General features: G+C 58.7%; 11 protein-coding genes. 5 read left to right on the top strand and 6 right to left on the bottom strand.

What is annotated here, in order from left to right:
• Positions 1-251 precede the first annotated feature (251 nt).
• Complete coding sequence (locus tag PMI32_RS30285) at positions 252-407, top strand: hypothetical protein (protein ID WP_008028874.1); 156 nt, start codon at positions 252-254, stop codon at positions 405-407.
• Positions 408-465: 58 nt separating this feature from the next.
• Positions 466-3,543, top strand: a complete 3,078-nt coding sequence (lanM, locus tag PMI32_RS15935; RefSeq protein WP_008028872.1) for a type 2 lanthipeptide synthetase LanM — start codon at positions 466-468, stop codon at positions 3,541-3,543.
• Between the two features lie 75 nt (positions 3,544-3,618).
• Here lanM and glyA read toward each other — a convergent pair whose 3' ends face one another.
• Together glyA and PMI32_RS15945 are read right to left on the bottom strand one after the other, a co-directional pair.
• On the bottom strand, positions 3,619-4,872 hold the full coding sequence (gene glyA, locus PMI32_RS15940) for a serine hydroxymethyltransferase (protein WP_008028869.1): 1,254 nt from the start codon (positions 4,870-4,872) through the stop codon (positions 3,619-3,621).
• A gap of 222 nt (positions 4,873-5,094) precedes the next feature.
• Positions 5,095-8,943: a sensor domain-containing protein gene (locus PMI32_RS15945; RefSeq protein WP_008028867.1), complete on the bottom strand. Its 3,849-nt coding sequence runs from the start codon at positions 8,941-8,943 to the stop codon at positions 5,095-5,097.
• A gap of 283 nt (positions 8,944-9,226) precedes the next feature.
• Between PMI32_RS15945 and ettA the strand changes: the two genes are divergently transcribed.
• Both ettA and gdhA read left to right on the top strand, forming a co-directional pair.
• Entirely contained in the window at positions 9,227-10,891 is a 1,665-nt protein-coding gene (gene ettA, locus PMI32_RS15950; RefSeq protein ID WP_008028865.1) for an energy-dependent translational throttle protein EttA, read from the top strand.
• A gap of 349 nt (positions 10,892-11,240) precedes the next feature.
• Positions 11,241-12,578 carry an NADP-specific glutamate dehydrogenase gene (gene gdhA, locus PMI32_RS15955; RefSeq protein WP_008028863.1) on the top strand — a complete coding sequence of 446 codons (1,338 nt, stop codon included), beginning with the start codon at positions 11,241-11,243 and terminating at the stop codon, positions 12,576-12,578.
• Here the strand turns inward: gdhA and PMI32_RS15960 are convergent.
• From PMI32_RS15960 to PMI32_RS15975, 4 genes are all read right to left on the bottom strand, one after another.
• The gene (locus PMI32_RS15960; protein ID WP_008028861.1) at positions 12,575-13,069 is read right to left on the bottom strand and encodes a GreA/GreB family elongation factor; all 495 of its coding nucleotides are present in this window, start codon (positions 13,067-13,069) and stop codon (positions 12,575-12,577) included. The two genes, gdhA and PMI32_RS15960, sit on opposite strands and share 4 nt — an antisense overlap.
• 70 nt (positions 13,070-13,139) lie before the next feature.
• Entirely contained in the window at positions 13,140-13,496 is a 357-nt protein-coding gene (locus PMI32_RS15965; RefSeq protein WP_008028859.1) for a hypothetical protein, read from the bottom strand.
• 208 nt (positions 13,497-13,704) lie between these two features.
• Positions 13,705-15,558, bottom strand: a complete 1,854-nt coding sequence (locus tag PMI32_RS15970) for an Lnb N-terminal periplasmic domain-containing protein (RefSeq protein WP_032828745.1) — start codon at positions 15,556-15,558, stop codon at positions 13,705-13,707.
• A gap of 228 nt (positions 15,559-15,786) precedes the next feature.
• The gene (locus tag PMI32_RS15975; protein ID WP_008028855.1) at positions 15,787-16,275 is read right to left on the bottom strand and encodes a DUF3015 domain-containing protein; all 489 of its coding nucleotides are present in this window, start codon (positions 16,273-16,275) and stop codon (positions 15,787-15,789) included.
• A gap of 276 nt (positions 16,276-16,551) precedes the next feature.
• Between PMI32_RS15975 and PMI32_RS15980 the strand changes: the two genes are divergently transcribed.
• Complete coding sequence (locus tag PMI32_RS15980) at positions 16,552-18,990, top strand: Lon protease family protein (RefSeq protein ID WP_008028854.1); 2,439 nt, start codon at positions 16,552-16,554, stop codon at positions 18,988-18,990.
• Positions 18,991-19,206: the final 216 nt, after the last annotated feature.

Raw genomic sequence — 19,206 nt, 5'->3', positions numbered from 1 at the left:
GTTTTGTTAAGTTCTGAAAAATGTTTTTAGTTCCGGTTTTGTTGTCTTTCTCTTTGGGTTGAGGCTCATCTGTTTCAGGATGTATGAGCGTCGTTGTTTTTTATGTTGATACTCGTGTAGGCGTCAGAGTTTATTGTTGATCAAGTGGCTTACATTTGGTTTTATTTAATGGCTGGGTGCCGTCGGTCAGTGAGTGATAACTTCAACTTTCGCCAACTAGGGCGACTTGTTTTTTTATCAGGAGAAGTCTCATGCAAGAACACATTATGGATCTGTCCGGTGAACTGGGTGCCGAGTTCGAAGCTTATGTAAATTCTGGTAGTGCCGGTATCAACGGCGGGGAAACCATGTGCACCATGGTTTCGTGCGAGACCTTGGGCTGCACCGTTATCGGCTGCACCTGCTGATCCTCAAATAATACAGGGCGGGTCTCTGACCCGCGCTGTTCGTCGAGAGTGGTTGGCGATGTTGACTGATGTTTTGAGTTTCAATGAACGACTGATCGGGGGCGTTAAAACAGCGGTAGACCATGACGTCCTGCGCAAGACCCTCGAACTTTTGCATAAGGACGATAAAGCTGTTCGGCGATATTTTGGTGTCGATCGACAAGCACTTCTGGGCGAATGTTATCGCCTTTCATCGTCGTCTAATAATAAAGAATCCCCAGCGATTGAAATGCTCGAGCAGAAGATAAAGCTTATTGCTTCGTTGTCGTTCGAGAGTGAGCTTGATAGTCAGGAGGTATTCAGTATTTTTTATGCGCGGTGGTATGCGTATTTTAAATGTATCTTTGAAGGTGATCCAAAATACAATTCGATAAGTGAGTGGGTTAATACAGAGCTTTTTCTTTCCGGCATTCGATTGCATATAACGGCCTTGGTTAAAGGCTTTTCGGAGAAATCACTGGTTTACCAGTTAAACAGCCAGATAACCGAAGGTGCCGATCTGGATCTGCAGGGGTTTGACCAGGCCCTGGCAGGCGATGGATTCAGCTCGTTCCTCCGCTCATACCCGGTGCTGGCCCGCTTGCTCATGGTACGAATCGAAGACACGGTGGCCTACCTGTACAAGGTGATCGGGCATTTCGCGGACGATAGCCAACGACTTAAAACCGCTTTCGCATTGCCCGACACACGAATCGACTCGATCACCCTCGGTCTCGGGGACTCACATGCCAACGGCGAAACCGTCTGCTGTCTGCAGATCGGCAATCAGGCACTGATGTACAAACCCAGGAGTAACCGTGAAGCATTGTTTTACGGCGCATTGCTCAGGCAACTGCATGAACGCAGCGGTGAGGCCTGTTTCTCCGTTTACGTACCGCTCATGGTGTCACTGGACAATCATTGCTGGATTGAAAAAATCGACAACCGGGCCTGTGAAACCCACAGCGACCTGTCACTTTTTTTTCAGCGTCTGGGCGCCCAGGTCGCGGTGATTCATGCGCTGAACGGCATCGACTTTCACTACGAAAACATCATTGCCTGCGGTAGCAGCCCGGTGATGATCGATCTGGAATGCCTGTTCACGCCGGTCATGGTCGACTTGAGGGTCAATTTGCCTCACAGCCGTGCGCTGTTCAAAACCATCAAACTCAACAGTCAATCAGTGTATGCAAGCGGATTCGTGCCTAATTCGCCGGACTCCGACAATGACTACAGTGGTCTGAGCTGCCAGCAACAGTTCGTCGCGAAAAAAAAACAATTGGTCCGTGAGCAGCGTTTGTACCGTTTGAAGCCCATCGACGCCCACAGCCGCCCGGTCATTCGGCACCTGCCCGTTTTCGAAAGCAGGACGCATTCGGTCACGGATCACAAGGACGCCTTTTTTCTCGGTTTTGAGGCGGGTTACGACGAGATGATGAACCACCGCGGTGCGGTGCTTGAGTTGCTCGAACAGCATGCCCAGTCGTTGAAAAACCGGGTTCTGATCAAAAATACCCAGCGTTATGCTGATTTCATCGGGATGATGCTCCATCCACGGTTTACCCGCTGTGGGCTTCAGCGGGATCTTTTACTGGCAACCTTATGGTCGGAGCTGAACGAAACGCTCAATGACTACGGGATTCCCAGGCATGAAATCAGCGATCTGGCGAAGGCCAACTTTCCTTGTTTTACCTTGCCCTTACTGTCCAATAGCTTGCTGGACGCGCATGGACAAGCCGTAGCTTCTTTGGCCATTGAGCGCCCGTTCGACAGTTGCCGCCGCAAGTTGGAAAACCTTTCGCCCGAACACAAAGCCTTTCAGATACACATCGTGCAGATGTGCCTGTTTCCTGTGGCCAATGAAGCCTTGCCACTCAACCGGGAGCATCACCTCAAAACAGCGCCTGACCTGAGCCGGGCGCACTACCTTGAACACGCGATGACCATCGCCGGAATCATTGATCGAACGCGTGTCGAGGGCGAGGAGGGCGATGTGGCGTGGACGTTCATGGATACGCACCCGCGTACCCGGCGCCACTTCATTTCGCCCATGGGTAGTGGTTTGTACAACGGGATGGGAGGCCTGGCGATTTTTTACTTGAGCCTGTTCAGGGCCAGCGGTGCGACGCGTTATCTGCAAGAGGCTGAGCGGATCCTCGTGGGTATCAGTAAATCCCAAGGGCATTTTGCAAGCGAGCTGACCGTCAGCGCCTATTTCGGCTTGACCTCCTACTTATACGTTCTGGTCAACTACCAGATCATGACCGGCCGCCAGACGTATCAGGCAAGCATCGACGAAACAGTGCTCCAACTGGCCGACTTTCCCCGTGAGGGTGATGAGTTCGACTTCATTCATGGCTGGTGCGGCGCGGTGACGGTTCTGGTGAATCTCTACCAATTGGAGAAACGCGAAACGTTGCTGCCCTTGATCGAAAAGTTCTCGCAAGCCATTCAGTCAGCACTGACGCTGGACAATGGAACGCTGTTGCTCAAGGCAACGGGCAAGCCGCTGTTGACGGGTTTCTCCCATGGCATTTCAGGCGTTCTGCACGCGTTGGGAAAAGTCTGGGAGGTGACGAAAGCGCCGGGTTTGGCCGAGCTGATCGCGCAGGTGTTGCAGGCAGAAAACCGCCTGACAATCGATGGTTTCTGGCTTGATCTGCGTGAAACCGCGAAGTCAGCGTCCACCGTCAAATGGTGTCATGGCGACGCCGGCATTCTCATTTCCAGACGCGGGCTGACTCGGGCGCTGGGTGAGGCGCTGGACGTCGATACCAGGGCGGTGCTCGAGCAGGATGCCGAGCGGTGTGAGCGTCATCTCTGGGAGCAGGGCCTGGGGTCTGGTTATAGTCTGTGTCATGGAGACTTCGGCAATCTGATGTGCTTGCTCAGACTCTATCGCGACACACGTAATGAGCAGGGTATCGCCCGGGTGGAGCGAGCACTCTCACAGGTGACCCAGAACTTCTTCAATGAAGATTTTCTGGATGAGCGCACTATCCCTGATCCGGGCCTGATGCTCGGGATCGCGGGCGTCGGTCAGGCGCTGCTGCATGCTGTGGCGGACGGTTTGCCTGATGTGTTGTCCCTCGAGTTTGCAAGACCGGCTGCTGCCTGAGTGGCACAAAACCCAGGCGAAAAAAAACCGGCCATCACTGGCCGGTTTTTTTATCGCAGCGGTTCAGCGATGCAATTAAGCGCCGTATACCGGCAGCTTCTTGCAGATGGCCTTGACCTTCTCACGAACGGCGTCGATCACCGCTTCGTTGTTCAGGTCAGCCAGGATGTCGCAGATCCAGCCGGCCAGCTCTTTGCACTCTGCTTCCTTGAAGCCGCGAGTGGTCACAGCCGGAGTGCCGAAGCGCAGGCCGGAGGTGACGAACGGGGAGCGTGGATCGTTTGGCACGGAGTTCTTGTTCACGGTGATGAATGCTTTGCCCAGAGCGGCGTCAGCGTCTTTACCGGAGATTTCCTGCTTGATCAGCGACAGCAGGAACAGGTGGTTTTCAGTACCGCCGGAAACCACGTCGAAACCGCGCTCGATGAAGACGCTGGCCATGGCCTGGGCGTTTTTCACCACTTGTTGCTGGTAAGCCTTGAACTCAGGCTGCAGCGCTTCCTTGAAGCAGATCGCTTTAGCGGCGATCACGTGCTCCAGCGGGCCACCCTGGGCGCCCGGGAATACTGCGGAGTTCAGCTTCTTCTCGATGTCGGCGTTGGCGCGAGCCAGGATCAGGCCGCCACGTGGACCGCGCAGGGTCTTGTGCGTGGTGGTGGTCACGACGTCAGCGAATGGCACCGGGTTCGGGTAGACGCCAGCGGCTACCAGACCGGCCACGTGGGCCATGTCGACGAACAGGTAGGCGCCAACCTTGTCAGCGATTGCGCGGAAGCGCGGGAAGTCGAGGATCTGCGAGTAAGCAGAGAAACCGGCCACGATCATTTTCGGCTTGTGCTCAACGGCCAGGCGCTCGACTTCGTCGTAGTCGATCAGGCCATTGGCGTCGATGCCGTACTGAACGGCGTTGTACAGCTTGCCGGAGGACGAAACGCTGGCACCGTGGGTCAGGTGACCACCGTGAGCCAGGCTCATGCCCAGGATGGTGTCGCCAGCTTGCAGCAGGGCCAGGTAAACGGCGCTGTTGGCTTGCGAACCGGCGTGCGGCTGAACGTTGGCGTAATCGGCGCCGAACAGTTCTTTGGCACGGTCGATGGCCAGTTGCTCAACGACGTCGACGAACTCGCAACCACCGTAGTAGCGCTTGCCCGGGTAGCCTTCGGCGTACTTGTTGGTCAGTACCGAGCCTTGAGCTTCCATCACCGCAGGGCTGGTGTAGTTTTCCGAAGCGATCAGCTCGATGTGTTCTTCCTGGCGCTGAGCTTCTTGCTCCATGGCGGCAAAAAGATCGGCGTCGTACTTGGCAATAGTCAAATCACGGCTGAACATGGCGGTCCTCAAGGATCGGGGCAGAAAAGGGGGGCATTCTAACCCAATGGGATTTAGATGGCATATGAAAGGGCATCATGTCGCAGACAAGTGGGCTTCATGTCGGGATCAGCGGTGATCATGCCGCCCACATCGCCGGCAAGCCGGCTCCTACAGGGGAACGCATTCCAAATGTAGGAGCCGGCTTGCCGGCGATGGGGCCATCAGCCCCACTGCACAACCTCAATCGAACATGAACAACGCATCATTACTGAACTGCGCTTCAAACCGTCCCGCCGGCATCGGCCGCCCGAACAGGTAACCCTGAACCTCATCGCAGCCATGCTCACGCAGGAAGTCCAGCTGCTCATGGGTTTCCACACCCTCGGCGATCACCGCCAGGTTGAGGCTGTGGGCCATGGCGATGATCGCCCGGGCGATCTGCGCATCCTGTTCACCCGACGGCAAGCCATCGACAAAGGTACGGTCGATCTTCAGCACGTCGATCGGGAACTGCTTGAGGTAGTTGAGCGACGAATAACCGGTGCCGAAGTCGTCGACCGCGATGCTCAGCCCGAGGTTTTTCAGCCCGGCCAGAATCTGCATCGCCTCGCTGACTTCGCGCATCAGGATACTTTCGGTCAGCTCCAGCTCCAGGCACGCCGGTGGCAGGCCGGTTTCCTTGAGGATAGTGGCGATCCGCGTGCCGAGCTGGCCGTCGGAGAACTGCCGGGCAGAGATGTTGACCGATACCTTCGGCACCCGCACCTTGGCCTGATGCCAGGTCTTGAGCTGACGGCAGGCCTCGCTGATCACCCAGTCGCCGACGTCCACCACCAGGCCCAGTTCTTCGAGCACCGGAATGAAATCCCCCGGCGGCACCAGGCCACGGCGCGGATGACGCCAGCGCAGCAAGGCTTCGGCGCCGGTCAGGCGTTTGCCGTCGCCGCTGAATTGCGGCTGGTAGTACAGCACGAATTCGTTCTGTTCCAGGGCGTGACGCAAGTCGCTTTCCAGCTCCAGGCGCTCGAGGGCACTGGCGTTCATGTCCGCCTGATAGAACTGGAAGTTGTTCTTGCCGCGTTCCTTGGCGTGGTACATCGCGGTGTCGGCGTTCTTCATCAGCTGACTGAGTTCGTTGCCGTCCTGCGGGCTCAGGGCGATGCCGATACTGGCGGTGACGAAGAATTCGCGGCCTTCAAGCACGAACGGTTTCACCAGGCTGGCGAGAATCTGTTCGGCCACGTGAATCGCCCGATTGAGGGCGATTTCGCGGTTGGCCCGCGGTTGCAGGAGCAAGGTGAATTCATCGCCGCCCATACGCGCCACGGTGTCGTCGTCATCGACGCAACCGAGCAGGCGCGTGGCCATTTCCTTGAGCATGCGATCGCCGGCGGCGTGGCCCAGGGAGTCGTTGATCGGCTTGAAACGGTCGAGGTCGAGGAACATCAGCACCACCCAGGACTTCTGCCGTTCCGCCGATTGCAGTGCGGTGTGCAGGCGGTCCTGGAACAGCGTGCGGTTGGGCAGGTGCGTCAGGGCGTCGTAATAGGCGAGGCGGTGAATCCGTTGTTCACTGGCCTTGCGCTCGCTGATGTCGCTGAAGAAACACACGTAACTGGCCAGATCGCCTTCATCGTCGAGCACCGCCGTGATACCGACCCACGCCGGGTAATGCTCGCCGTTACGACGCCTGAGCCAGACTTCGCCTTCCCAGGTGCTGTGCTGGTTCAATTGCTTGAGCACATAGCGCAGGTGCGCTTCCTGCTGCTCGTCGACGGTCAGCATGTTCGGCAACTGGTCGAGCACTTGCTCCACCGCATAGCCGCTCACGCGACTGAACGCTTCGTTGGCCTGCACGATGTAGCCTGCCGGGTCGGTGATCAGGATCGCCGACGTCGAGTGTTCGAATACCGTGGCCGCCATGCGCAGGTCTTTCTCGGCGCGGCGTTGCTGGCTGATGTCGCGACCGACACCGAGCACGCCTTCGAAGGCACCGTGTTCGTCCCAGACCAGCACCAGCCGCAACTCGATTGGTATCTTGCGCCCATCGGCACGCAGGCAGTCGAACAGGAACAGTTGGGTCTGCACCTGGCTGCGCAACAGCGCCAGTTGGTCGGGTTTGCCCAGCGCTTTGCTGACGCGGTCCATCAGGTTGTAGATGCCGCTCAACTGCTGCGGGTTGGCAATGGTCGACTGCCAGCCGTTCTGGAAAATCCAGTCGGTGTCGTAGCCCAGCACGGCTTGCACCGACGGGCTGACGTAGTTGAGCGAGAGCTTGCTGTCGGTGGAGAAAATCACGTCGCTGATGCTTTCGGCGAGCATCCGGTAGCGCTGCTCGCTGTCGCGCAGGGACTCACTGGCCTCGATCTGCTCGGTGATGTCCTTGGCCACGCCGATGATCCGTGTGACCTGATCGTGTTTGTCCCGCGCCAGCGCCTGTTCACGAATATCGAAACGCCGCCATTTGCCGTTGCGGTGACGGAAGCGCAGTTGGCATTGCAGCAATTGCGTATAGCCCGCGTGCCGCTGGGTCTGTCGCGCGCGGTGGTAGTGGTCGGCATCTTCGGGGTGCAGCAGGATTTCCCAGAAGTACTCGCCCATCTGGTGCAGCTCGGTGCGGTTGTAACCGAGTGTCTGGCCCAGGTGATGGTTGCTGAAGATCATGCGCTGGCTGATCACGTCCTGGACGTACAAATGATCCGGCACGGTGCGCACCACGTCGGACCAGAACCCTTCACGCTCAAGCAGCGACAGTTCGATGAGCTTGCGACTGGTGATGTCGCTGATGCTCAGGATCACCGCTTTATAGTCGTCCTGGTTTTCCGGCAGGCGCATCACCAGCCACAGGTGCTGATCGCGGCCATTGGCGTCTTGCAGCTTTATTTCCAGCTCAAACTGTTTCTGCTGATTGAGTACCGCTTCGAGCACTTGATTGCCGATGGCGGTGCCATCCAGCGGATTGCCGTCGATCAGCAACTTCCAGGCTTGTTCGCAGGAATTGACGTTGAGCAGTTGCAGGGCAACCTGGTTGACCTCGGTGATGCGCAGTTCCTGCAACAGCTGCTGGCGTTGTTCCGGGGTTTCCAACCAGGCTTGCAGGTGTTCGGTGCTGAGCAACTGGTTTTTGTCGAAGACGTTCTTGAGGCCAGACACATCGAGCACGCACAGAGCGACGCCGGTGCCTTCGAAAATATCCTGATAGCGCCGGCGACCTTCACTCACCTGGCGCTGACGACGGCGTATGTTCAACAGGGCGATCAGCGGCAGCAGAGAGAGCGCCAGCCCCAACAGGCATTTACCGATAAACGCCGGCAGCAGTTCTTCGATCACACGTTGCCGGTCGAACAACCCGCGCAGTTGCCAGTCGCTGCCGGTCAGGGGAACCGTCAGCACGCTGTTGGCCACATCATTTGCGGTCAGCTCGCTCGGCTTGGCCAGGGGCTGTGAATCATCGCGGCTGATGACCTGGTGATTGACGCGGTTTTCCACCAGCCACAATGGGCGGATCCCGGCCTCGCCTGGTTTGGTCAGTGACGAGAAAAAGCTCGGCGTCAGGCGCAGGACCCAATAGCCCCGAGAGCTGCCGCTGGCTTGATGCAGCAACAGGTGCACCACCGAACCGTTATCGGCGTTGCTGAAATAATGTGCCTGGGTACGGCTGCGGCGTACCAGCTCGACGAGGTAGTCGGCGTCCTCGCTGTCGGCGGTGGTGTCGCTGATGACTTTCCCTGAGGGGCTCAACAACGCGAGGCTGCGCAGGTCGGGCAAGGACTTTTGCAGCTTGCGCAGCAGCTCCTGCTGTTCGTCGGCGCTTTGCGGCTGTTCGACGATCGGTAGCAGGTTGAGGGCGATCTGCGCATTGAGCGACATGTTCAGGCTGACTTGCGCAGCCAGATCGGCGGTGTAGTCGATGGTGTATTGGCGCTGGTTTTTCTGGGTTTCGCGCATCTGATCCAGCAGTTGCCAGAACAGCAACGCGAGCAGCAAAAGCACGAGTGTCGCCAGCGCGCCCTTTAATGTTCCGCGCAGGGGGGAACCGGACACAGCAGTCGGTGCACGGGTGGTCAAGGGCGGAGTGACATTAGACAAACTGTAATCCTGCGGTTTAGCTGGACTGGCGCGACGTGCACTATAAGCCGGACGCCCGGAGGGCGGCTAGCATGCCTTGAGTTGTGGCAAAGTGCCAGACCCTCCCGGCTGGACTGCCTTCTGTCAATAAGGTAGCTTTGCCGGTTACGCGGGAGCGTTCCAGCTCCTAGAATCAGGTTTTTTCAGCGCGCAGCATTGATACCTATCAGTCGTCGACGCGCACGGCCTGGCCGGGCATCGCCTGCGCTCCAATCATTCATCTGTCACTGACCCAAGGTTCTCCATGGCTCAATACGTCTTCACCATGCATCGGCTGGGCAAAGTTGTTCCGCCGAAGCGGGAAATCCTGAAAAACATTTCGCTGTCCTTCTTCCCCGGCGCCAAGATCGGCGTGCTCGGCCTCAACGGTTCGGGTAAATCCACGCTGCTGAAAATCATGGCCGGCGTCGACACCGAGTTCGAGGGCGAAGCCCGTCCGATGCCGGAGTTGAACATCGGTTACCTGCCACAGGAACCGATCCTGGACCCGACCAAGACCGTGCGTGAAGTGGTCGAGGAAGCGGTCAGCGTGATCAAGAACGCCCAGGCACGCCTGGACGAGGTCTACGCGGCTTACGCTGATGAAGATGCCGACTTCGACAAGCTGGCCGCCGAACAGGCCAAGCTCGAAGCCATCCTGCAAGCCAGCGACGGTCACAACCTGGATCGCCAACTGGAAGTCGCCGCCGATGCGCTGCGCCTGCCGGCCTGGGACGCCAAGGTCGAATTCCTTTCCGGTGGTGAAAAACGTCGTGTGGCCCTGTGCCGCCTGCTGCTGTCCGCCCCCGACATGCTGCTGCTCGACGAACCGACCAACCACCTGGACGCCGATTCCGTCGCCTGGCTGGAACACTTTCTCCACGACTTCCCGGGCACTGTCGTTGCGATCACGCACGACCGTTACTTCCTGGACAACGTTGCTGGCTGGATCCTCGAGCTCGACCGCGGCGCCGGTATCCCGTACGAGGGCAACTATTCGGGTTGGCTTGAAGCCAAGTCCGATCGTCTCGCTGCCGAATCCAAGCAACAGTCGGCCCACGAAAAAGCCATGAAGGAAGAACTGGAGTGGGTGCGCAAAGGCGCCAAGGCCCGCCAATCCAAATCCAAGGCACGTCTGCAACGCTTCGAAGAAATGCAATCGCAGGAATTCCAGAAGCGTTCGGAAACCAACGAGATCTACATCCCGGCCGGTCCACGCCTGGGTGACAAGGTCATCGAGTTCAAGAACGTTTCCAAGGGCTATGGCGATCGCGTGCTGATCGACAACCTGTCGTTCTCCATGCCTAAAGGCGCCATCGTTGGCGTGATCGGCGGTAACGGTGCCGGTAAGTCGACGCTGTTCCGCATGCTGATGGGCAAGGAACAACCGGATTCGGGCAGCATCGAAGTCGGCGAAACCGTGCAACTGGCCTGCGTCGATCAGAGCCGCGAAGACCTGGACGGCAGCAAGACTGTGTTCCAGCAAATCTCCGACGGTTCGGATCAGATCCGCATCGGCAACTACGAGATCCCGTCGCGTACCTACGTCGGTCGCTTCAACTTCAAGGGCGGCGATCAGCAGAAGTTCGTCAAGGATCTGTCCGGTGGTGAGCGCGGTCGCTTGCACCTGGCCCTGACCCTGAAAGAGGGCGGCAACGTCCTGCTGCTCGACGAACCGTCCAACGACCTCGACGTTGAAACCCTGCGTTCCCTGGAAGAAGCCCTGCTGGACTTCCCGGGCGCCGCCATTGTGATCTCTCACGATCGGTGGTTCCTTGACCGCGTCGCGACGCACATCCTGGCGTACGAAGACGATTCGCAAGCAGTGTTCTTCGAAGGTAACTACACCGAGTACGAAGCCGATCGCAAGAAACGCCTCGGCGAAGCGGCTTCCCAGCCGCATCGTGTACGGCACAAGAAACTGGCCTGATTTCGGGTTGGTTGCATGAAAAAACGGAGCCTTCGGGCTCCGTTTTTTTTTATGGGTTTTTCAGTGGCACCGTGGCGAATTCATCGCGAGCAGGCTCGCTCCCACAGGGGGAATGCACATCAAATTGTAGGAGTGAGCCTGCTCGCGATAGCGGTGTAACTAATGGTGCAAAACCCAGATTGCGAATCCCTTTTTAGGTGCGAAATCAGCCTGAAAATGGAGTTTATTTATATCCTGCGCACCATTTAATTTCATAAACGCGACATTTTGCTCTATTACTGTGCGCACTCCGTTTGCTAAAGTCCGGCCCAATCTCTTCCAACGACAATAAATTTGCCGAGACTTTTCCATGATCGAATCCGTCGAAACCTTCCTTGCCCGACTGAAAAAACGCGACCCGGACCAACCTGAATTCCACCAGGCCGTCGAAGAGGTCCTGCGCAGTCTGTGGCCGTTTCTTGAAGCCAATCCGCATTATCTGACCTCCGGCATTCTGGAGCGGATCTGCGAGCCGGAGCGGGCGATTGTGTTCCGTGTTTCCTGGGTCGACGATCACGGCAAGGTGCAGGTCAATCGCGGTTTCCGCATCCAGATGAACAGCGCGATCGGTCCGTACAAGGGCGGCTTGCGTTTCCATCCTTCGGTGAACCTCGGCGTACTGAAATTCCTCGCCTTCGAACAGACCTTCAAAAACTCCCTGACCTCGTTGCCCATGGGCGGTGGCAAGGGGGGCTCGGACTTCGACCCGAAAGGCAAAAGCGATGCGGAAGTCATGCGCTTCTGTCAGGCCTTCATGAGCGAGTTGTACCGCCACATCGGTGCAGACGTTGACGTGCCGGCCGGCGACATCGGCGTGGGTGCCCGCGAGATCGGTTTCCTGTTCGGCCAGTACAAGCGCCTGAGCAACCAGTTCACCAGCGTGCTGACCGGCAAAGGCCCGAGCTATGGCGGCAGCCTGATTCGCCCGGAAGCCACCGGTTTCGGCTGCGTGTACTTCGCCGAGGAAATGCTCAAGCGCAGCGGTGAAGCCGTCGAAGGCAAGCGCGTAGCCATCTCGGGTTCCGGCAACGTTGCGCAGTACGCGGCGCGCAAGGTCATGGACCTGGGCGGCAAGGTGATTTCGCTCTCGGACTCCGAAGGCACGCTGTATTGCGAGGCGGGTTTGACCGAAGAACAGTGGCTGGCGCTGTTGGAGCTGAAAAACGTCAAGCGTGGACGGATCAGCGAGCTGGCCACGCGTTTCGGCCTGGAGTTCCGTGCGGGTCAGTGCCCATGGGATCTGGCGTGCGACATCGCGCTGCCCTGCGCCACTCAAAACGAACTGGATGCCGAGGCCGCGCGCACGTTGCTGCGCAACGGCTGCATCTGCGTGGCGGAAGGCGCGAACATGCCGACCACCCTGGAAGCCGTGGACCTGTTTATCGAGGCCGGGATTCTGTTCGCGCCGGGCAAGGCGTCCAACGCCGGCGGTGTCGCGGTGAGCGGGCTGGAGATGTCGCAGAACGCCATGCGTCTGCTGTGGACCGGCGGGGAAGTGGACAGCAAGCTCCACGGGATCATGCAATCGATCCACCATGCGTGCGTGCATTACGGCGAAGAGAACGGCCGCATCAACTACGTCAAAGGCGCGAACATCGCCGGTTTCGTCAAAGTCGCCGACGCCATGCTTGCCCAGGGCGTGGTTTAAGCCGGTTCGATGCGGATGATTTCGATCGTCTGATCGCCGGCCGGGCGTTGCCACAGCACCTCGTCGCCGAGTTGCGCCCCAAGCAATGCCCGGCCCAGCGGTGAACCCCAGTTGATCAGGCCCGCAGACGCGTCGGCCTGGTCTTCACCGACCAATTGCACGGTTTGCTCGGTGCTGTGCTCGTCGGCGAAGGTCACGCGGCCGCCGATCTGCACCTTTTGCGTCGAACTGGCGGCGGTCACGACCTGAGCGCTTTGCAGGCGCTGATTGAAGTAGCGCAAATCCCGCTCAAGGTCCACCAGGCGTTGCTTGTCGGCCTGTTCGCCTTTGGCCGATTGTTCATTGTGCAATTGTTGCAACCCGGCGACTTTTGCCTGCAACTGGGCAAGGCCTGCGGGCGTGACGTAATTGGGCTGCGTGCTGACCTGCCGTTCGACGGGCTGATCAACTTGCGCGGCGGCGTTATCTTCATTGACGAAGGCGCGACTCATGGTTTCCTCCCGTTATGAGGTTTAGGCCATGGTCACAGGCTTTTAGTTTCGGCGGATGTCTGTCAGCGACTCATTGCGAGCGAAACGCACGGGCGGCGTCCTGATCTTTCTGCTGTTGCCAGGCTTTTTCACGTTCGTCCCAGTGATGGCTGCGATAGTCCTCGCGGTCTTCGCTTTCGCGCATGGCCTGGCATTGGCGGAAACCATCGCTCCAGCCTTCGGCGTATGGCTTGTCCTTGAGATACCGCGGCACGTTCTTGCGAAATTCACCGGTGATCGCCCCGGCGGCCTGTCGACCACTGCTGCAGCCGTCATCGAAACCATCGGCGAAGGCCGGAGGATAACCTTTGGCAATCAGGTCTTCGTGAGTCGTCTGGCAACCCGCGCACAACAGCAACACACCCACCACACCCACACAACGCCACATCTCGGACTCCCGGCCGTTCAACGGCCTATGGTTCAAGTCTAGAAGTGCATTCGTGAGACCTTCGTGAAAGGCCTGTGATGAATCCGTTGAACAACACAGATCCCTTGTAGGAGCCGGCTTGCTGGCGATCGCATCGACACGGTTTATCTGATTCACCGCGGTGATGCCATCGTCGGAACGCCGCCCGCAGCAAGCCGGCTCCTACAGGTCAGTAGTGATACCACTTCAGCTCAAGCATCACTTCATTCTCAGGTGTAGCCAGATGGCTGAATTCACGCTGGGCGCTCAGACGCAGACCCAGGTTGCGCGACAATTCCCACTGCTGGTTCAGACTCAAACTACGGCGCACTTCGCCATTGGTGAAGAAATCCCCCTTGGCCTCCAGGCTGAAATTGCCCAGCGGATTCTTCCATAGCACACCGCTGTTAAAACCCGCCGCCGGGGCGATGAAACCGGCGAAGTCGTTGTTGTGCTCGACGCGCACGGTGCCCAAGGCAAAACCGAGCATGTCGTCGCCCAGTTGCCACGTGCCGCCACCACCGCCGTTGACATGGCTGACGAGGGTTTCATCGTCATGTTTGCCCGGCACCCGCTCCAGGCCGCCGGTGACCTGCCACGACAGCGGTTGCAGCAGCTCGTTGCGCGGGGTCAGGGAGCGAATGGTCGCCAGATCCAGTTGCTGCAACTGCCACTGATTGCCTTCGTACTGGCGCAGTTTCATCTGCAGGATTTCGATCTGCGCGCCGAGGGGAAAGCTTTCCGAGTTGTCGTTGAGGTCGTGATACGCCATGCGCAGGCCATATTCGCCAAAGGCTTTGTCGCCCCGGGTGCCGAGGCCGGCCTGCCAGGTGCGCGATTCATGGCCATCTTCGGGTAAGCCCGGTTGCGGGATGTCCAGCTCCGGCGCCGGGTTCTGGTTGATCGCCCGCAGCAATTCAAAACTGCGCTGAGCCCGCTGCGGGTCGCGTTCCTGGCCGTTGGCGCGGTAGCGTTCGAGCCGGTAAGCCGCGTCGATGATCAGCGCCTGACGTTCGCGCGGTTGCGCCTTGAACGCCGGCTCCTGCAACTGTTTCTGGTCGGCGCTGACTTTCAGCACCCACTGCTGCTCTTCAGGATTCAACGGTTCGGCGCGGCTCAGCAGTTCGCGTTCGCGGGACGGCCGATACTGAATGGATTCCACCAGGCCGGCTTCTTTCACCGCTTTGACCGTATCGGTGGGGATTGCGGTCAGCGGGAATTGTTCGGTCAGGCGCAAGTTTGGACGCGCCACCTGCAGCAGTTCCAGCAGGCGATAGGAGCAGTTTTCGTCGAAGAAGAAATAGTCGAACTGGATCTGCTTGAGTTCCCAGACGTGCTCGACCATGCGCTCGGTTTCCTGCTGCGTCAGGTTCAGCCGGTATTCCCACAGGTCACGGTTTTCGAGGCTGCGGTATTCCGAGAGTTTTTCCTGATACGGCACCAGCGCAAACAGGCCCGGGTAGCCGCCCATCAAACCTTTCCAGGCGTAGAGAATGCTGTTGTCGGAACCTTCGATGTAGGCGCCGAAGTTGATGGCGTAGCTGAGCAATGACGTCTTGTCGCTCTGCACATCCGCCTGATCGATGCGCAGCAGCGTGTGGCCGAACATCGATGACGGACTGTTCAAGTAGGCTGCCGGGAAAATCATCACCGCGCTGTGGGGCGAGACATCCTTGAACCATTGCTTGAATTCGGCACAGTCCAAGGCCGGCAAATCAGTCAGGTTGAGTTGCGCCTTGAGCCAGCGGGTACGCGCCGGGTAGACGCATTGCGCATGTTTTTCGCCGGCACTGGCCGGAGCGTACAGCGCCTGTACGGTGGCCGCCAGTTCGCGGTCGGGGTGTTCGTTGCCATCGGGCGCCAGAAAGAACTTCCTGTCGCTGACATAGCTGCGCCAGCCACCGAGCTTGGCGGTTTCGTAATGCCCCAGGGAAATCCAGAAGGGGTCGTTGGCCAGTTGCTGCAAACGTTGATTGTCGATGTGAGGCGCGGCGGACAGCGGGGCGCAGACACAGAGCGCCAGCCAGGCAAGGCGTTTGAGCATAGTGGGCAACTTAAGTCGAAAAAAATAAAGACCCAGCGCGGTAGACACCGTCAATGTAGGAGCTGGCTTGCCAGCGATGGTCTCAAAGGCGCCGTGTTTATCCAGTAAGCACGCGTCATCGTTAACGATCATCGCTGGCAAGCCAGCTCCTACAGTTAAACAGGATTACCAAAGAGGGCAGGTCCAAAAAATAAAACCCGCTCCCCGAAAGGAGCGGGCGGGTCGAGCTTAAGCTTGAGTTGCGTACTTGGCCAGACGAGGATCGGCCTTCAAAACGGCCAGGGTGTTGGTATGCACATCTTCTGCAGTCACGTCAGCCTTGCTGAAGATCTGCTGGAAGTGCTCGTGAGTCACAGCCGCGAAATGCGCACGGTCTTCCGGCGCCACGCCCAGTACCACGGCGTAGGTCGTCAGCGCTTCGCCGTTACCTTTAGCCATGTCTTCGGACAGCTCGTTCATCATGCCATTCATGGCAAACCAGGATTTGCCGCCATAAGTCAGCGACGCATTAGTCGCGCAACCGTTGGTACCAGAGGTCATACCGAACGTTGCGTTGCCGGAAGTGCCGTTGGTGGTGGATGCCAGGAAGTGAGCCGGGGTGCCACGCTGACCTTCGAACAGCATGTTGCCCCACCCGCAATCCGGGCCGCCTGGCGCCTGTGCCATAGCGTTGATGGATACAGCGGTGAAGAGAGTACCGAGAAGAATCCGTTTCATAGCTTTGTTCTCTTTATGTGCGTACCAATGGACAAGGGTTCTGGCCCGATCTGGCGCCAGTGGGCCGGTTATTGTTCCAGCCGCGCAGCTTGGAGTTTAGGCACGTTCCAAGGGTTCCGTGACTTTTTACGAAACATTCGTTGAAAACATTGATTTAGACCCGGCCCGCCTGGGGATGCCCGTTTGGCTATGCTTTGGCGAAAGGCGCGCCTTGCAAGTGGGGTATGGGCAGCGCCAGAATGCCGCTATCTGCCCCGCCTGATGTAAGGAAGCCCGATGCCTGATCCTGTTGCTGCCAGCTTGCGTCTAGCGCCCGAAGCGCTGACCCGTCCGTTTTCCGCTGAACAGTTCAGCTTCTCTACCACCAATGATCTGGAGCCCTTCCGCGGTGTGCTTGGCCAGGAACGTGCGGTCGAAGCCTTGCAGTTTGGTGTGGCCATGCCACGCCCCGGTTACAACGTATTCGTCATGGGCGAGCCTGGCACTGGCCGGTTTTCGTTCGTCAAACGCTACCTGAAGGCCGAAGGCAAGCGCCTGCAGACCCCGGCCGACTGGGTCTACGTCAACAATTTCGATGAACCCCGCGAGCCGCGCGCCCTGGAATTGCCATCGGGCACGGCCGGCGCGTTCATCGGTGATATCAACGCTTTGATCGACAACCTGCTGGCGACCTTCCCGGCGGTCTTCGAACATCCGTCTTATCAGCAGAAAAAAAGCGCCATCGACCGCGCCTTCAACCAGCGCTACGACAAGGCGCTGGACATCATCGAGCGCCTGGCGCTGGAGAAAGAAGTCGCGCTGTACCGTGACGCGAGCAACATCGCGTTTACCCCGATGAGCGAAGGCAAGGCGCTGGATGAAGCTGAATTCGCCCAGTTGCCGGAAGCCGATCGCGAGCGTTTCCACGAAGACATCTCTGGCCTGGAAGAGCGTCTGAACGAAGAACTCGCCAGCCTGCCGCAGTGGAAGCGCGAGTCGAGCAATCAGCTGCGCCACCTCAACGAAGAAACCATCACCCTGGCCTTGCAACCGTTGCTGTCGCCGTTATCGGAAAAATACGCCGAGAACGCGGCGGTGTGCGGTTACCTGCAAGCCATGCAGGTTTACTTGCTGAAAACCGTGGTCGAGCAATTGGTCGACGACAGCAAGGTCGATGCGGTGGCGCGCAAGATGCTGGAAGAGCAATACGCGCCGAGCCTGGTGGTCGGTCACTCGGCCAGCGGCGGTGCGCCGGTGGTGTTCGAGCCGCACCCGACCTACGAAAACCTGTTTGGCCGCATCGAATACAGCACCGATCAGGGCGCGCTCTACACTACGTATCGCCAGTTGCGACCGGGCGCGCTGCACCGCGCGAACGGCGGTTTCCTGATCCTTGAAGCCGATAAAATGCTCAGCGAGCCGTTCGTATGGGATGCGCTCAAGCGCGCCCTGCAATCGCGCAAACTGAAAATGGAATCACCGCTGGGTGAGCTGGGGCGTCTGGCCACCGTGACCCTGACACCGCAACACATTCCGTTGCAGGTCAAAGTCGTCATCATCGGTGCCCGGCAGTTGTATTACACGCTGCAAGACCTCGATCCGGACTTCCAGGAGATGTTCCGCGTTCTGGTGGACTTCGACGAAGACATCCCGATGGTCGACGAAAGCCTGGAGCAGTTCGCCCAGTTGCTCAAAACCCGTACCTCCGAAGAAGGCATGGCACCGCTGACCGCCGATGCGGTGGCGCGTCTGGCGACCTACAGCGCGCGTCTGGCCGAGCACCAGGGGCGTTTGTCGGCGCGGATCGGTGACTTGTTCCAACTGGTCAGCGAGGCGGATTTCATTCGTCACCTGGCCAGCGATGAAATGACCGACGCCGGCCACATCGAGCGTGCGCTCAAGGCCAAGGCCACCCGCACCGGGCGCGTTTCGGCGCGGATTCTCGATGACATGCTGGCGGGAATCATCCTGATCGACACCGATGGCGCGGCCGTGGGCAAGTGCAACGGGCTGACGGTACTGGAAGTCGGGGACTCGGCGTTTGGTGTCCCGGCGCGGATTTCCGCCACGGTGTACCCGGGTGGCAGCGGCATTGTCGACATCGAGCGTGAGGTCAACCTCGGCCAGCCGATTCACTCCAAAGGCGTGATGATCCTCACCGGGTATCTGGGCAGCCGTTACGCCCAGGAATTCCCGTTGGCGATTTCCGCGAGTATCGCCCTGGAGCAGTCCTACGGTTATGTCGATGGCGACAGTGCGTCGTTGGGCGAGGCATGCACGTTGATTTCGGCGTTGTCGAAAACGCCGCTCAAGCAATGCTTTGCAATCACTGGCTCGATCAACCAGTTCGGCGAAGTGCAGGCGGTGGGCGGGGTCAACGAGAAGATCGAAGGCTTCTTCCGTCTCTGCGAAGCCCGCGGGCTGACCGGTGAGCAGGGGGCGATCATTCCTCACGCCAACGTGGCGACGCTGATGCTGGACGAGAAAGTGCTGGCGGCGGTGCGCGCAGGGCAATTCCACGTTTACGCAGTGCGCCAGGCTGACGAAGCGCTGAGCCTGTTGGTCGGCGAGCCTGCCGGTGCGCCGGATGAAAATGGCGAATTCCCAGAAGGCAGCGTGAATGCGCGGGTGGTGGAGCGCTTGCGGGTGATCGCGGAAATGATCAGCGAAGAAGACCTGAAAGAAGCCGAGAAAGAAGCGGCACAAGAAGCGTTGGTCGAAGCCAAGCCGGCCTGATACAGCACCGGTCCACTGTGGGAGCGAGCCTGCTCGCGATTGGGGAGTGTCAGTTGACATAAATGTCGGCTGACACATCGCTATCGCGAGCAGGCCCGCTCCCACATTTGTATCGGGCCTATCCAGAACAATGTGCCATCACTCTGACGTCAATATTCACACAATGACCATTCGGCGCCTTCTGGTCTCAGCTGGCGTGCGGGTCTGACTTTTCTT

This window comes from Pseudomonas sp. GM60, from assembly GCF_000282415.1.
Classification (GTDB): Bacteria; Pseudomonadota; Gammaproteobacteria; order Pseudomonadales; family Pseudomonadaceae; genus Aquipseudomonas; species Aquipseudomonas migulae.
This window is presented reverse-complemented; position numbering and strand designations above follow the sequence as displayed.

Excerpts from the sequence above, each read along its gene's own strand:
- PMI32_RS30285 (WP_008028874.1), top strand. The coding sequence starts at position 252 with ATGCAAGAACACATTATGGATCTGTCCGGTGAACTGGGTGCCGAGTTC.
- lanM (WP_008028872.1), top strand. The coding sequence starts at position 466 with ATGTTGACTGATGTTTTGAGTTTCAATGAACGACTGATCGGGGGCGTT.
- gdhA (WP_008028863.1), top strand. The coding sequence starts at position 11,241 with ATGATCGAATCCGTCGAAACCTTCCTTGCCCGACTGAAAAAACGCGAC.
- glyA (WP_008028869.1), bottom strand. The coding sequence starts at position 4,872 with ATGTTCAGCCGTGATTTGACTATTGCCAAGTACGACGCCGATCTTTTT.
- ettA (WP_008028865.1), top strand. The coding sequence starts at position 9,227 with ATGGCTCAATACGTCTTCACCATGCATCGGCTGGGCAAAGTTGTTCCG.
- PMI32_RS15965 (WP_008028859.1), bottom strand. The coding sequence starts at position 13,496 with ATGTGGCGTTGTGTGGGTGTGGTGGGTGTGTTGCTGTTGTGCGCGGGT.
- PMI32_RS15975 (WP_008028855.1), bottom strand. The coding sequence starts at position 16,275 with ATGAAACGGATTCTTCTCGGTACTCTCTTCACCGCTGTATCCATCAAC.
- PMI32_RS15970 (WP_032828745.1), bottom strand. The coding sequence starts at position 15,558 with ATGCTCAAACGCCTTGCCTGGCTGGCGCTCTGTGTCTGCGCCCCGCTG.
- PMI32_RS15960 (WP_008028861.1), bottom strand. The coding sequence starts at position 13,069 with ATGAGTCGCGCCTTCGTCAATGAAGATAACGCCGCCGCGCAAGTTGAT.
- PMI32_RS15980 (WP_008028854.1), top strand. The coding sequence starts at position 16,552 with ATGCCTGATCCTGTTGCTGCCAGCTTGCGTCTAGCGCCCGAAGCGCTG.